11 protein-coding genes are annotated in these 15,382 nt (G+C 42.2%); 2 read left to right on the plus strand and 9 right to left on the minus strand.

The features are described 5' to 3' along the window. Nucleotides 1–5 precede the first annotated feature (5 nt). From rffG to trxA, 7 genes are all read right to left on the minus strand, one after another. Entirely contained in the window at nucleotides 6–1,079 is a 1,074-nt protein-coding gene (gene rffG, locus CYG50_RS17885) for a dTDP-glucose 4,6-dehydratase (RefSeq protein WP_181489940.1), read from the minus strand. Next, the gene (gene wecC, locus CYG50_RS17890) at nucleotides 1,070–2,332 is read right to left on the minus strand and encodes a UDP-N-acetyl-D-mannosamine dehydrogenase (RefSeq protein ID WP_102139869.1); all 1,263 of its coding nucleotides are present in this window, start codon (nucleotides 2,330–2,332) and stop codon (nucleotides 1,070–1,072) included. The genes rffG and wecC overlap by 10 nt, the downstream gene beginning before the upstream one ends. Next, nucleotides 2,329–3,459 (minus strand): non-hydrolyzing UDP-N-acetylglucosamine 2-epimerase, encoded by a 1,131-nt coding sequence (gene wecB / locus CYG50_RS17895; RefSeq protein WP_102139868.1) that lies wholly within the window; start codon nucleotides 3,457–3,459, stop codon nucleotides 2,329–2,331. The genes wecC and wecB overlap by 4 nt, the downstream gene beginning before the upstream one ends. A 97-nt stretch (nucleotides 3,460–3,556) precedes the next feature. After that, on the minus strand, nucleotides 3,557–4,615 hold the full coding sequence (gene wzzE / locus CYG50_RS17900) for an ECA polysaccharide chain length modulation protein (protein ID WP_102139867.1): 1,059 nt from the start codon (nucleotides 4,613–4,615) through the stop codon (nucleotides 3,557–3,559). Between the two features lie 29 nt (nucleotides 4,616–4,644). Continuing rightward, nucleotides 4,645–5,730 (minus strand): UDP-N-acetylglucosamine--undecaprenyl-phosphate N-acetylglucosaminephosphotransferase, encoded by a 1,086-nt coding sequence (gene wecA / locus CYG50_RS17905; RefSeq protein WP_102139866.1) that lies wholly within the window; start codon nucleotides 5,728–5,730, stop codon nucleotides 4,645–4,647. 626 nt (nucleotides 5,731–6,356) lie between these two features. After that, complete coding sequence (gene rho / locus CYG50_RS17910) at nucleotides 6,357–7,616, minus strand: transcription termination factor Rho (protein ID WP_004906109.1); 1,260 nt, start codon at nucleotides 7,614–7,616, stop codon at nucleotides 6,357–6,359. 704 nt (nucleotides 7,617–8,320) lie between these two features. After that, entirely contained in the window at nucleotides 8,321–8,647 is a 327-nt protein-coding gene (gene trxA / locus CYG50_RS17915) for a thioredoxin TrxA (RefSeq protein ID WP_102139865.1), read from the minus strand. A gap of 117 nt (nucleotides 8,648–8,764) precedes the next feature. Between trxA and rhlB the strand changes: the two genes are divergently transcribed. Both rhlB and gppA read left to right on the plus strand, forming a co-directional pair. Then, nucleotides 8,765–10,051 carry an ATP-dependent RNA helicase RhlB gene (rhlB, locus tag CYG50_RS17920; protein ID WP_102139864.1) on the plus strand — a complete coding sequence of 429 codons (1,287 nt, stop codon included), beginning with the start codon at nucleotides 8,765–8,767 and terminating at the stop codon, nucleotides 10,049–10,051. 11 nt (nucleotides 10,052–10,062) lie between these two features. Next, nucleotides 10,063–11,565: a guanosine-5'-triphosphate,3'-diphosphate diphosphatase gene (gene gppA / locus CYG50_RS17925; RefSeq protein ID WP_102139863.1), complete on the plus strand. Its 1,503-nt coding sequence runs from the start codon at nucleotides 10,063–10,065 to the stop codon at nucleotides 11,563–11,565. 52 nt (nucleotides 11,566–11,617) lie between these two features. On the opposite strand, the gene rep is transcribed toward gppA, so the two are convergent. Together rep and ilvC are read right to left on the minus strand one after the other, a co-directional pair. Then, entirely contained in the window at nucleotides 11,618–13,642 is a 2,025-nt protein-coding gene (gene rep / locus CYG50_RS17930; protein ID WP_102139862.1) for a DNA helicase Rep, read from the minus strand. Between the two features lie 243 nt (nucleotides 13,643–13,885). Beyond that, the gene (gene ilvC, locus CYG50_RS17935; RefSeq protein WP_102139861.1) at nucleotides 13,886–15,358 is read right to left on the minus strand and encodes a ketol-acid reductoisomerase; all 1,473 of its coding nucleotides are present in this window, start codon (nucleotides 15,356–15,358) and stop codon (nucleotides 13,886–13,888) included. Between the last annotated feature and the right edge of the window lie 24 nt (nucleotides 15,359–15,382).

Genomic DNA, 15,382 nt, shown 5'->3' on the forward strand with positions numbered 1-15,382 from the left:
GTCACCTAATTTCCTAGACCTAAACGCTCGCCCGCATAAGAACCGTCTTGTACGCGGCGCCACCACGTTTCATTGTTCAAATACCACTGCACTGTTTTGCGGATACCTGATTCGAAGGTTTCTTGTGGCGTCCACCCCAATTCACGCTCAATTTTCGCGGCATCAATGGCATAACGCATATCGTGCCCCGGCCGGTCTTTCACATATGTGATTAAGTCACGGTAGTGCGCCACACCTTGTGGTTTTTGCGGGTGCAGCTCTTCAAGCAGCTCACAAATCGTTTCTACAACATCAATATTACGGCGCTCATTATGGCCACCAATATTATAGGTGGTGCCAGGTTGCGCGGTTGTCGCAACTAAATGCAGTGCGCGTGCATGGTCTTCAACAAACAGCCAGTCACGAATTTGCTCTCCTTTACCATAAACTGGCAGAGGTTTGCCTGCTAAGGCGTTCAAAATAATTAAAGGGATCAATTTCTCAGGAAAATGATACGGCCCGTAGTTATTTGAACAATTAGTGATCATCGTTGGCAGGCCATAGGTTCTTTGCCATGCACGAACTAAATGGTCACTCGATGCTTTCGATGCGGAATAAGGGCTACTTGGTGCATAAGGCGTGGTTTCTGTGAAGAAACCATCAGGCCCCTCGAGGTCACCATAAACTTCATCTGTTGAGATATGGTGAAAACGGAAAGCCGCTTTTTTCTCATCATTCAGTGCAGACCAGTAATGACGAGCCGCCTCTAACAGTGTGTAAGTCCCCACAATGTTAGTTTCGATAAATGCCGCAGGGCCATCAATTGAACGGTCAACATGGCTTTCTGCCGCTAAATGCATCACAGCATCGGGTTGATATTTTTCAAAAACAGCATCTAATGCAGCTCTATCACAAATATTCACCTGCTCAAAAGCATAGCGCGGGTTATTCGCAACCGTTGCAAGAGACTCTAAGTTACCTGCATAGGTTAAACAATCCAGAACCACTGCGCTGTCGTCAGTATTTTCAATAATATGACGAACAACAGCAGAGCCGATAAACCCGGCGCCTCCAGTGATTAAAATGCGTTTCAACGCCATACTCCTTTTGTATCCACGACCCATTTTTGTGGGATCGCAGAACCTTGGATGCCTTTGAACATATTGTGGTCAACTAACATTAAGATCACATCGGCTTCATTAACGGCTTGTTCAATCGAAACCAGCTCAGAAATACCTTTTAAAGAGGTCGGTAATTCATGGATGTGTGGCTCAACCGCATACGTTTTACCTGGGTTCCAGTTCGCCACCATTTTGGTGATGTGCATTGCTGGGCTTTCACGTAAATCATCAATATTCGGTTTAAATGACAGGCCGAAACAGGCAATTGTCACTTCACTGGCTTTTTTACCCGTTTCCACTAAGCAATCAGCCACTGCCGCTTTCACTTGGTCAACAACCCAAATTGGTTTGCCATCATTGACTAAACGAGCGGTATGAATAAGACGTGATTGTTTTGGATTTTGCGCAACAATAAACCATGGGTCAACCGCGATGCAGTGCCCACCAACACCCGGGCCTGGCTGCAAAATATTAACGCGTGGATGACGATTCGCGAGGCTGATTAACTCCCACACATTGATGTCTTGTTCAGCACAAATTAATGACAATTCATTCGCAAAAGCAATATTCACATCGCGGAAGCTATTTTCCGTTAACTTACACATTTCCGCGGTTCTTGAGTTAGTAATTACACACTCACCTTCAAGGAAAATATTGTATAACTCACTAGCACGCAGGGAGGATTTTGGTGTCATTCCACCAACAACGCGGTCATTTTTAATTAATTCGACCATCACTTGGCCTGGTAACACGCGCTCAGGGCAGTATGCGACATCGATATCGGCTTCTTCACCTGCTTGGTGGGGGAAAGTTAAATCAGGGCGAGCAGCTGCCATCCACTCTGCCATTTGCTCTGTTGTTCCTACTGGCGATGTAGACTCAAGGATGACTAAATCGCCTTTCTTCAATACTGGAGCAACTGACTCAGCGGCAGCACGTACATACGCGAGGTCAGGTTCGTGTTCGCCTTTAAATGGCGTAGGCACAGCAATCAGATAAGCATCCGCAGGTTGCGGCTTAGTAAAGGCTTTCAGGTGGCCTTCTTCAACTGCCTTTTTGACCACGATATCCAGTTCTGGCTCCACGATGTGGATTTTACCTTGATTAATAGTATCAACGGCATGTTGGTTAACATCGACACCAACCACTTGTTTTTTACGTGATGCAAAGGCTGCTGCTGTTGGTAAACCAATATAACCAAGGCCAATAACAGAAATAGTTTCAAAACTCATAATTTCACCTGATTACTTTTCAATGCTGCAAGAATACGCTGACAAGCATGACCATCCCCATAAGGGTTATGTGCGCGGCTCATTTCGTGATACTCCGCGTCATCTGTCAGTAACCGATTAACTTCTTTCACAATTTTTTGTGTGTCTGTTCCCACAAGACGAACCGTTCCTGCATCAACTGCTTCTGGTCGTTCTGTGGTATCTCTCATTACCAAAACAGGCTTACCGAGAGAAGGCGCTTCCTCTTGAATACCGCCTGAATCTGTTAAAATTAAATAAGCATGATTCATTAAATAAACAAATGGCAGGTAGTCTTGAGGGCTAATTAAAATAATATTATCAATATCATGCAGTATACGTTTAACAGGCTCACTCACATTTGGATTTAAGTGAACTGGGTAGACAACTTGCACATCTGGATGTGCTTGTGCAATTTCTGCCAGCGCATGACAAATCCGCTCAAAACCGCCACCAAAACTTTCACGACGGTGGCCTGTGACTAAAATCATTTTTTTATTTGGGTCGATAAACGGATAGTTTGCGGCCAGTTTTTCCATCATGTACTGGTCGCTCATGACTTTATCACGTACCCACAATAGCGCATCAATAACACTATTTCCGGTGACAAAAATATGGCTGTCAGGAATAGATTCTTTTAACAGATTTTGGCGTGAATTTTCAGTTGGGGCGAAGTGATACATTGCTAAATGCCCAGCAATCTTACGGTTTGCTTCCTCAGGCCATGGGGAATACAGGTCTCCTGTACGTAACCCAGCTTCAACGTGCCCTACAGGTATACGATGGTAAAATGCCGCAAGGCTAGTTGCCATCGTCGTTGCGGTGTCGCCATGAACAAGAACAACATCCGGTTGAAAATCAGCAAAAACGCTTTTCAACCCTTCAAGAATACGACATGTGATATCAGTTAAATCTTGCCCTGGTTTCATAATATTGAGATCGTAATCTGGAATGATCTCAAACAGTTTCAGTACTTGATCTAGCATTTCACGATGCTGTGCTGTAACACAAACTTTGGCTTCAAAGTCTGCATCTTCAGCTAATGCATGAACCAGTGGTGCCATTTTAATGGCTTCAGGTCGTGTGCCGAATACAGTCAATACTTTCACAGTGACTCTCTTATATTTATCTTTCGCAGTGAGCTGCTTTTGTAATCTTAATAACTTTATATGCCACTGGTAAATTCACCAGTGGCTTATCCCAAAATCAAGATGGGCGGCGGCGAGCAAGTACCACACCGGCACCTACTAGCATCCCTATGGCTCCCCATAGAACCATCATAAAGGCTCGACGAGGACTATCGCGTTTAACGGGCTCTTCAGGCGTTCGTAAATAGCGATATGCTTGAAAATTATCTTGGAGGGTAGGCCCTACGCTCAATGTTGATAACATGGCAATATTTTGATCGTAATCACTATCGTGATCGGGCCCAGTTGCTTTCAATGTTTCAATCTGTGCTTCTAATAAAGGGGCACCTAACATAAACATTTTAGAATCTGGAATTTCATCCACAGGCGTTGCACTTTGATTACGCACAATACCTTGTTTTTCAGCAACTTTTAGTGCTTGTTCTAAAGCATTCAAACGACGTTCATAAGCAGCCTTTGCCACCATGTCTTCGCGTTTAACCAATGCCTTCATAGATTGCATTTTCGTAGCCCAAGTGCCTTTAATTTCATCATTGAGATTCGTTGTCGCACGTTGGTTAGCGAACTGAGTATATTGACGCAGCAACTGGTTCGCATCAGCGGAAGTTTCCGCCACTAACTTAATGTTATCTGTTAAATTTTTGACTTCATCTGCTGGCGTAAACTCAATATCGTTGATGAGCTCATCCAATAATGCGGCATCTGCTTTAGGGTCATTCTCTAAACGCTGCTTATAGTAATCTGTATTTAGCCAAAACTGACGACGCGTATCATAAGAGCCGAGCTGCTTGGTGAATTCTTGATAAGCTTCTTTTGCGATTGTCGGTAATTGCCCTTCTACTCCCGTATTATTAATACGGGAATCGAGGTTGCGCAGAAATTGTTGCTGAGAATAGTAACTTCCCAGATTATTGACGGTTGGTAAATCCGTAATTGCTGTCGCACTCCACTTTGGCTGCATAAAATAGGACGCTCCCAAGGCAATTGCAGCAAAAATAACGGCAAATGCAACGATCCAAATTTTACCTTGCCACAGTGAGCGACATAAACCACGGATATCCAATTCCGGCTCTATTGGCGATTGATGCTGACTCGGTTGTGTTTCTGAGTTATTCACTGCACAGAACCTCTATTTTCGTTTTGTCGTTACCGTACTGCTCCTCTACGTGCTCTACGTCTTACTCGCTTAATAAAACGGGCGACTTTCCAAGCTCGTTTGATGCAGTAACCATACATCATAAATACAAGCAAAAATAATGCCAACATTACCCATTCAGGTACAAATGTTAAGTGTTCACCAATAATACCAACACACGCTAAAGCGGCTGCTGACAATGTAATCAGCACAAATGCCCCTTTTGGTGTAAAGCCAGAACGCATAATTAAATGGTGAATGTGTTGGCGATCTGGTGAAAATGGGCTCATTCCTTTACGAATACGTCGATACATAATGGCAACCATATCCATTAGAGGGATCGCAATAATCCATAAAGCGGTAACTGGGTTAATCGGATGTACTTCTTCTTGGGTCGAAGCCACAAGGATCCAAATAATAGTGAACCCAATCAGTGTACTTCCCGCATCTCCCATGAAAACTTTAAAACGACGGCCTAGCACACCTAAATTCAGAAGAATATAAGGAAGGATAGCTGCAATAAAGGCAAAACACCAAAATGCTAACGCGTAGTTACCGTTTTGATATAACAAAAAGCCAAGAGCACCAAAAGAAACAGACGATAAACCACCCAATAGTCCATCAATGCCATCAACCATGTTAAAAGCGTTAATTGCTGCCCATACCGCAAATAAAGTGACGATATAACCGAATGGACCCAGCACCAGTTCCCATGGGCCAAAGGCATGGCCAAGTGATTCAAGTTTCAACCCTGCCGCTGTCATCATCACAACTGCAACGATCGCTTGGATACCAGCCCTTAATTTCACACTGATATCAAACCTATCATCTAATGCGCCAATAAAGACGAGTAATCCTGCACAAGCGATATATAGCCACTTATGAGGAATGTATTCTCCGGTGATATAAAATGCAAAACAGATCCCAAAGAAAACGGAAATTCCCCCAACAAGAGGAACTAATCCTACGTGTTTCTTTCTGAAATTAGGTTTATCAACTAACCCGATTTTTATTGCAACAACTCGAGCCAGAAAAATAAAAACTAATGAAAACAAGAAAACGTAGAAGAGATTGGTTACAAAGTGTATGGTGTCCACTGTTCGACTCTCTTAATCTTTATATTTAACTTTCAAAACTAATTTTTTAGCGAATGCTGGTAAACAAGCATACGCCAATGCATTATCATCTTAGTACTGGAATCCGCTATAAGACGAATCTTTATTCATAAAGAGATCCCTGTAACATTATTAGTTTTCACACTTTATTAGTGTGTTTGATTTAATAACGAAACATCCCTTAATTTTATACTGAATAGCTGCAATATGCATGCCATAAAAGCAATACTCTAAAATTGCGTTAATCGATTGATGTTTAAATAAGCGCTTGATGATTAAATAATAAAGTGATGAAAATAAATTTAATGCTAATCACAAAATAAATATAAACATAGTATTTATCTTTTAATTCAGTTGGTTAACTTGCATGCATTGGTGTTTTTATCGTTTATCATTAATGTTCTAATAAAAATTTCGCCTATTTATTCAATGTTATTTATAAACAAAGCAATAAAACAGCATCTTAATCCATTGAACTCAATCAGCAAAATATTACCCCTTACTTAATATGATATGTTTTAATTTTTATACGCGACTACCGTGTATAAAAAACAAAAAAAGGTGCCATAACAGGCACCTTTTTTATAATACACAGAGAACCTTAACGGTTACGCTCTTTTCATAAAATCAAAGAACTCTTCGTTAGTTTTCGTCATCGCTAATTTACTGATGAGGAACTCCATTGCATCGATTTCGCCCATTGGGTGAATGATCTTACGCAGGATCCACATTTTTTGTAACTCATCTTGCGATGTCAGTAACTCTTCTTTACGCGTACCAGAACGGTTGTAGTCTATTGCAGGGAAAACACGTTTTTCTGCAATCTTACGAGACAGGTGCAGTTCCATGTTACCTGTACCTTTAAACTCTTCGTAAATAACTTCATCCATCTTAGAACCGGTATCAACCAGTGCAGTTGCAATGATTGTCAGGCTTCCACCTTCTTCAACATTACGAGCAGCACCGAAGAAACGTTTTGGACGGTGTAATGCGTTAGCATCCACACCACCGGTTAATACTTTCCCAGAGGAAGGTACAACGGTGTTGTATGCACGGGCCAGACGCGTAATAGAGTCGAGTAAAATGATAACGTCTTTTTTATGTTCAACTAGACGTTTCGCTTTCTCAATCACCATCTCAGCGACTTGAACGTGACGTGCTGCAGGCTCATCGAAAGTTGAAGCGATTACTTCACCTTTAACTAAACGCTGCATTTCTGTCACTTCCTCAGGACGTTCATCGATCAACAGAACCATCAGAACGCAATCAGGATAATTGTGTGCAATATTTGCTGCAATGTTTTGCAGCAACATTGTTTTACCCGCTTTCGGTGGAGCAACAATCAGACCACGTTGGCCACGACCGATTGGCGCCGCAAGATCCAGTACACGTGCAGTTAAATCTTCAGTTGAACCGTTACCACGTTCCATACGCAGACGACGGTTTGCATGCAATGGAGTTAGGTTTTCGAAAAGAATTTTACTGCGGGCATTTTCAGGTTTGTCGTAGTTAACTTCGTTGACTTTTAGGAGGGCAAAATAACGTTCACCTTCTTTAGGAGGACGAATTTTTCCTGAAATTGTGTCACCTGTACGTAAGTTAAAACGGCGGATTTGGCTAGGAGAAACGTAGATATCATCAGGACCTGCGAGGTAAGAACTGTCTGCTGAACGGAGGAAACCAAATCCATCCTGCAATATTTCCAGTACGCCATCGCCGAAAATATCTTCGCCACTTTTCGCATGCTGCTTCAAAATAGAGAAAATAATATCCTGCTTTCTCATACGGGCTAAGTTCTCTAGCCCCATGTTTTCGCCTAACGTAATCAATTCTGATACTGGCGTATTTTTTAATTCGGTAAGATTCATAATGGTGGGTTCTTTAACTCGGGGTAATTCTCGAACTATGAACGTAAATTGACGGCAGCTTATTATTAAGTGCCAGTTTAACTTTATACTGCCCTGCTGATCGCTAATTTTTACCAAAAGCAAACAGCAATGCAAAAAAATCTTGTGCTAGCCATTACTAAGATTACTCTAACATTTGACTGCAACCCATCTTGATGATGTGTGGCATATTATTAGAAACACGGACAATATTAGCAATAGTTTTTTGTACATTTAGGACAACATCCATCCCAATATCGCAAATTTAATGTCAGATTAGCATTAAAAAACACATAACAGCTCAATGCCAACCTTCTCCCACTTCATTTTTATATCCAAAAGATATAAAAATATTGAATTTCACTATGTTCGTTTATGCACTATCTTTAATTCATATGAAGGATACATTGAAACAGAAGATATTGAATACGGCTATAACTCAACGTCTAAACTTTCAATTTCATATTTAAAATCATTATGTCATCAGTTTTTTGATCAAAAAAGACATCACAATACTGAACTAACAAGCTAGATATGTAAGATAAGAGCAATGGAATACAAGGTAATTCATATGGGTGCTATACGAGGAATAAAGATAACTTATCATGCTTAAGTGAAGACGTCTAGCGGCTCTCTAGATAAAATAGATATACCGCTAAACGTTTTAGCTTACATATAACGATAACTTACAGATTTTCGTCTAAAAATTCTTTCAGTTGCGTTTTTGATAATGCACCGACTTTCGTTGCTGCGACTTCACCATTTTTGAATAAAAGCAAGGTCGGGATACCACGAATTCCATATTTTGGAGCAGTACCTGGGTTTTCATCAATATTCAGTTTTGTGATAGTCAGTTTGCCTGTATATTCTTCAGCAACTTCATCAAGAATAGGCGCGATCATTTTACAAGGACCACACCATGCTGCCCAAAAATCGACGAGAACAGGTGAACTTGCGTTCAAAACTTCAGTTGCAAAACTTGCATCAGTTATATGTATAATTTTATCGCTCATGTTGTACTCCAAGGGGTCATCTTTTGCAGACTTAGTGTAACATTATTGGCAGCAGTATGCTTTATTTCAAAAGATACACTTTCGTAAACCAACCGTTAACTGATATTCTAACATACTATGAGTAAAGCACACTTGACAGAAAAGAAGTTTTCCGACTTCGCATTGCACCCTAAAGTCATTGAAGCTCTAAATAAAAAAGGCTTCAATTTTTGCACGCCTATCCAGGCGTCCACCTTGCCTTTTACTGTCGAAGGCAAAGACGTGGCGGGTCAAGCGCAAACCGGTACAGGGAAAACGTTAGCTTTTTTAACGTCTACATTCCATTATTTATTAACTCACCCTGCGATTGAGGGTAAAAAAGCGAATCAGCCTCGTGCTCTCATTATGGCGCCGACACGCGAACTCGCTGTACAAATCTATTCAGATGCTAAAGATCTCGCTGAGTACACTGGCCTGAAAATGGGCTTAGCATACGGTGGTGACGGCTATGATGAGCAACTGAAGGTTTTACAAAACGGTGTTGATATCCTTATTGGTACAACTGGCCGTTTAATCGACTACGCAAAACAAGGCCATGTCGACTTAAGTGCGATTCAAGTTGTGGTCCTCGATGAAGCCGACCGTATGTATGACCTTGGTTTCATTAAAGATATCCGCTGGATTTTCCGTCGCATGCCAGGTGCGGCAGACAGGCTTAATTTGCTGTTTTCTGCAACTTTATCTTACCGAGTAAGAGAATTAGCTTTCGAACAAATGAATAACCCTGAATATGTTGAGGTCGAACCTTTACAAAAAACAGGTCATCGTATTAAAGAAGAGTTATTTTACCCTTCTAATGAAGAGAAAATGCGCTTGCTCCAAACGCTACTTGAAGAAGAGTGGCCAGAGCGTTGTATTATTTTCGCCAATACCAAACACCGTTGTGATGATATTTGGGCGCATTTAGCTGCCGATGGTCATCGTGTAGGCTTGCTAACTGGCGATGTCGCACAGAAAAAACGACTGCGTATATTAGAGCAATTCACACAAGGCCATTTAGATATTTTAGTGGCAACTGATGTTGCTGCACGTGGTTTACATATTCCATCAGTAACTCATGTCTTTAACTACGACTTACCTGATGACTGTGAAGATTATGTACACCGTATTGGCCGTACTGGCCGTGCTGGCGAAAGCGGAAACTCAATTAGCTTAGCCTGTGAAGAATATGCACTTAACCTGCCAGCTATTGAAGAATATATCCAACACTCAATCCCTGTGAGTAAATATAACAGTGATGCATTATTGAGCGATTTACCTGCGCCAAAACGCCGTCATCGCCCACGTCCTGGAGGCCCTCGCCGTAATTCGAATTCGCAGCGTCGCCACAATGGCCCACGTAACAACCATAAACGTCCAGGCTGAGTAAAAACGATATGCTGAAATCTTCTTCTCTTTATGCCGCCATCGATTTAGGCTCAAACAGTTTTCATATGCTCGTTGTACGTGAGACTGCTGGCAGCATTCAGGTCATCTCTAGGGTTAAACGCAAAGTTCGTCTTGCAGCAGGGTTAGATAACAACAACCTGCTTTCTGAGCAAGCAATGGAGCGAGGCTGGCAATGCTTGCGCCTGTTTTCGGAACACTTACAAGATATTCCGAATACACAAATTCGTGTTGTCGCAACAGCGACTTTGCGTCTAGCTAAAAATGCCGATATTTTCATCGAAAAAGCCAGCCAAATTTTAGGAAACCCTGTTAAAGTCATTCAAGGGGAAGAAGAAGCTCGTTTGATTTATCAAGGTGTTGCACATACAACTGGCGGGCCAGATCAACGCTTAGTGGTTGATATTGGAGGGGGAAGCACTGAGCTAGTTACGGGTACAGGCGCAAAAGCAGAGCAACTCTACAGCCTTGAAATGGGGTGTGTAACTTGGCTTGAGCGCTACTTTGGCGATAGAAGTTTAACCGAAGAAAACTTCGCAGCGGCTCAAACCGCTGCCCATAATGTCATCGCCCCTATTGCTGATGCACTAAAGACACATGGGTGGAAGATATGTGTTGGTGCATCCGGTACTGTACAAGCCATTCAGGAAATCATGATTGCCCAAGGCATGGATGAACTGATCACTCTTTCTAAATTACAACAGCTTAAGCGCAAAGCCATTCAATGCCAAAAACTTGAAGAGCTTGAAATTGACGGCTTAACCTTCGAACGCGCTCTGGTTTTTCCAAGCGGCTTGTCTATTTTGATTGCTATCTTTGAAGCATTAAACATTGATAACATGACACTGGCTGGCGGCGCACTTCGTGAAGGTCTTGTCTATGGTATGCTACAGCTTCCTATTGAGCAGGATATTCGCGCTCGTACCGTTCGCAATATTCAACGGCGCTTCCAAGTCGATATCGAACAAGCTGGCCGAGTTCGTCAACTTGCAGAATATTTTTACTTGCAAGTCGCGAAAGATTGGGGCTTAGATACTCGCTGTCGTGATTTACTATCAAGTGCATGCGCCTTACATGAAATCGGCTTGAGTGTTGATTTCCGTAAAGGCCCCGAGCACGCTAGCTACCTCATAACACACCTTGATTTACCTGGCTTCACTCCAGCTCAAAAACGGTTACTTGCTGCATTATTGATAAACCAGCAAGGCCCTGTTGATTTAACGCCATTAAGCCAACAAAATGCGTTACCCATGCAGCATGCATATGATTTATGTCGTTTACTTCGTCTTGCCATTATTTTTGCGAGCCGTAGACGGGATGATACCTTGCCTGCTCTTAGGCTTAATGTGAATGCACAAAGGTTAACCATTACATTGCCTTATCGTTGGTTATCTTCTCACCCTCTACGAGCTGAAAATTTACAGCAAGAAGTCCAATGGCAGGGCTATGTAAATTGGGTTTTAGAGTTGGAAGAACGTAATAGTTCAAATTGATAATATTTTCCACACTAGGCCGACTCTAGTGTGGAAATTCAACTAGTTACCGTTACTCGCTTTTTTTATTTAACCCTAAACGGGCTTTAATATCAGCTAACGCTGATTGCCCTTTCTGCATACGCTCCTGCGCACTAACCACTTTACGCTCCTGCTCCCATTGCAAATCATCTTGAGGTAATTCAAGAAGAAAACGGCTTAATTCAGGGCGGATTAATTCACCATATTGGCGGCGCTCACGACAATGAGAAAAAAACAGCTCTCTTTGTGCCCGCGTAATTCCCACATAGGCTAAACGGCGTTCTTCATCAATATTGTTTTCATCAATACTACTTTGGTGTGGCAATAGCCCCTCTTCCATACCAACCAAAAAAACATAAGGGAATTCAAGACCTTTAGAGGCATGCAACGTCATGAGTTGAACTTGGTCTGATTCTTCATCATCCTCACCACGCTCCATCATATCGCGCAGCGTAAAGCGGGTAACCACTTGGCTCAATGTCATTGGGTCATTGAGCTCATCACCTTCCACCATTTCACTCATCCATGTGAACAATTGGTTGACGTTTTTCATTCGCATTTCAGCCGCTTTAGTACTGGTCGACGTTTCATATAACCAGCTTTCATAATCCATTTCGCGCAGCAAATCACGCACCGCAATTAAAGGTTCACGTTCCGACGTTCGAACAATACTGTCCATCCAATGAGTGAAACGCTGTAATGCTTCTAATCCTTTGCCTTTTAAGCTTTGTTCAAGCCCTAGATCAAAACTGGCTTGATACAAGCTTTTGCCCCGCTGGTTTGCCCATTCCCCCAATTTTTGGATAGTTTTGGGGCCAATCTCTCGACGTGGAGTATTGACGATACGTAAAAAAGCACTGTCATCTTCAGGGTTCGTCAATACTCGCAAATAAGCTAATAAGTCTTTGATTTCAGGGCGAGAGAAAAACGAAGTCCCCCCCGAAATACGATACGGAATGCGGTTTTGCATCAACATTTTTTCAAAAATACGCGATTGATGGTTACCGCGATACAAAATGGCGTAATCTTTATATTCCGTCTTATTAATAAAGTGGTGTGCAATAAGCTCCCCAATCACTCTTTCGGCTTCGTGATCTTCATTATTTGCGGTAAGAACCCGAATTGGCGCACCATACCCCAGCTCTGAAAATAGTTTTTTTTCAAATACATGAGGGTTATTGGCAATTAAAATATTCGCAGCCTTTAAAATTCGTTCGGATGAACGGTAATTTTGCTCAAGCTTAATAACATTTAACTTAGGGAAGTCCTGATTCAATAAAACTAAATTTTGCGGCCTTGCTCCACGCCATGAATAGATTGACTGGTCGTCATCACCCACAACCGTAAACCTTGCCCGCTGCCCCACAAGCAATTTAACCAACTGATACTGACTCGTATTGGTATCTTGGTACTCATCCACCAGCAAGTAACGAATTTTTTGCTGCCAGCGCTCGCGAACTTCTTCATTCTGATATAACAACATGGTAGGTTTGCTGATTAAGTCATCAAAATCCAGCACATTGCAACTTTTCAGATGAAGTTCATAGCGACGATAACACTCGGCAAAGTGATGCTCTTTTTCACTCCGTGCTTGGCCTATAACCTGTTGTGGCGAGATAAGATCATTTTTCCAATTTGAGATCGCTGAGATCAATTCCTTGAGTAAGTCTTTATCTTCTTCTAGCAAGTCAAAAGTGAGCTCTTTCAACAATGCCATCTGGTCTTGGTCGTCAAATAGCGAAAAGTTGGCTTTAATACCCAGCGCTTTATATTCACGCTTAATAATTTCCAACCCTAATGTATGGAAGGTGGATATGATCAAACCACGCGCTTCTTTCTTACCCAAGGTTTGTGCCACGCGTTCTTTCATTTCCCGCGCTGCTTTATTGGTGAAAGTCACCGCTGCAATTTGCCTAGGCTGATAACCACATTGGCGAATTAAATGCGCAATTTTATTGGTAATAACACGTGTTTTGCCTGACCCCGCTCCCGCCAATACAAGGCACGGGCCATCGACAAATTCAACTGCCTGCTGTTGGCTTGGGTTTAATCGCATGGCTTCTCTACATCACTCAGTTATTCAAAAAGGAATTCGCTACAGATTGTAGCAGAAACCGAGCCAACTCTTGAGCAACGATCTTCTCTATTTATAAAAAACAAAAAACCACATCATTCATCAGAAAGATGTGGTTTTGTTCTTTTTCTTTTATATCATTAATGCATTTTTCTAAACTATTCGCGTTAGAGGAAGGTAACAGAGTGTAGCCAACGCACCTATCACGCGAAGAGTGACGAAAAATTAGCCGACCGCAATCTTCTTCATATCCGTCATATAACCCCGTAAAGTCTTACCGATCTTCTCAATCGGATGATTACGGATAGCTTCGTTGATATCACGTAACTGCGCGTTATCAGTACCATTATCTGCAACTGATTTCGCTAAATCCCCTGCTTGTAATTTCGTCATGAAATCCTTCAGCATTGGTACAACTGCGAATGAAAACAGATAGTTACCATATTCTGCAGTATCAGAGATAACCACGTTCATTTCATATAAACGTTTACGAGCAATAGTGTTCGCAATCAGTGGTAATTCATGCAGTGACTCATAGTAAGCCGATTCTTCTAAGATACCCGCTTCTAACATCGTATCGAACGCTAACTCAACGCCTGCTTTAACCATTGCAACTAACAGAACACCGTGGTCGAAGTACTCTTGTTCCGCAATTTTCTCGTTATATTCAGGGTAATTTTCGAATGCCGTTTTGCCTGTCTCTTCACGCCATGTCAGCAAGTTTTTATCATCATTTGCCCAGTCTGCCATCATTGTTGCAGAAAATTCACCTGAAATGATGTCATCCATATGTTTGTGGAACAATGGCGCCATGATAGTTTTCAGTTGCTCAGATAACGCATAAGCACGCACTTTCGCAGGGTTAGATAAGCGATCCATCATCAGCGTGATACCGCCTTGTTTCAGCGCTTCAGTGATAGTTTCCCAACCAAACTGAATTAATTTACCTGCGTAGCCTGGCTCAACACCGTCTGCGACCATTTTGTCGTAGCTCAGTAATGCACCCGCTTGCAACATACCACACAGAATCGTTTGCTCACCCATCAGGTCAGACTTAACTTCTGCAACAAATGAGGATTCCAGAACACCTGCACGGTGACCGCCAGTCGCTGCCGCCCACGCTTTAGCAATCGCCATACCCTCACCTTTCGGGTCATTTTCTGGGTGTACTGCAATCAGCGTTGGAACACCAAAACCACGCTTGTATTCTTCACGTACTTCAGTACCTGGACATTTTGGAGCAACCATCACAACAGTAATGTCTTTACGGATTTCTTCGCCAACTTCAACAATGTTGAAGCCATGTGAATAACCCAGTGCTGCGCCTTGTTTCATCATAGGCTGAACAGCACGAACAACGGCTGAATGCTGTTTGTCTGGCGTTAAGTTAACAACCAAATCAGCAGTAGGGATCAATTCTTTATAAGTCCCAACTTTGAAACCATTTTCTGTCGCTTTGCGCCATGAAGCACGTTTCTCTGCAATTGCTTCATCACGTAATGCATAAGCAATATCTAAACCTGAGTCACGCATATTCAGGCCTTGGTTCAGCCCTTGTGCTCCACAACCGACGATGACGATTTTTTTACCTTTCAGAAAGCCCGCTTCATCCGCAAATTCTTCGCGCTGCATAAAACGGCACTTACCTAATTGAGCTAACTGCTCACGTAAATTCAATGTGTTAAAATAATTCGCCATTGTCATACTCCATTGTTCTGTTGT

Origin of the sequence: Providencia huaxiensis, from assembly GCF_002843235.3 — a bacterium.
Taxonomy (GTDB): Bacteria; Pseudomonadota; Gammaproteobacteria; order Enterobacterales; family Enterobacteriaceae; genus Providencia; species Providencia huaxiensis.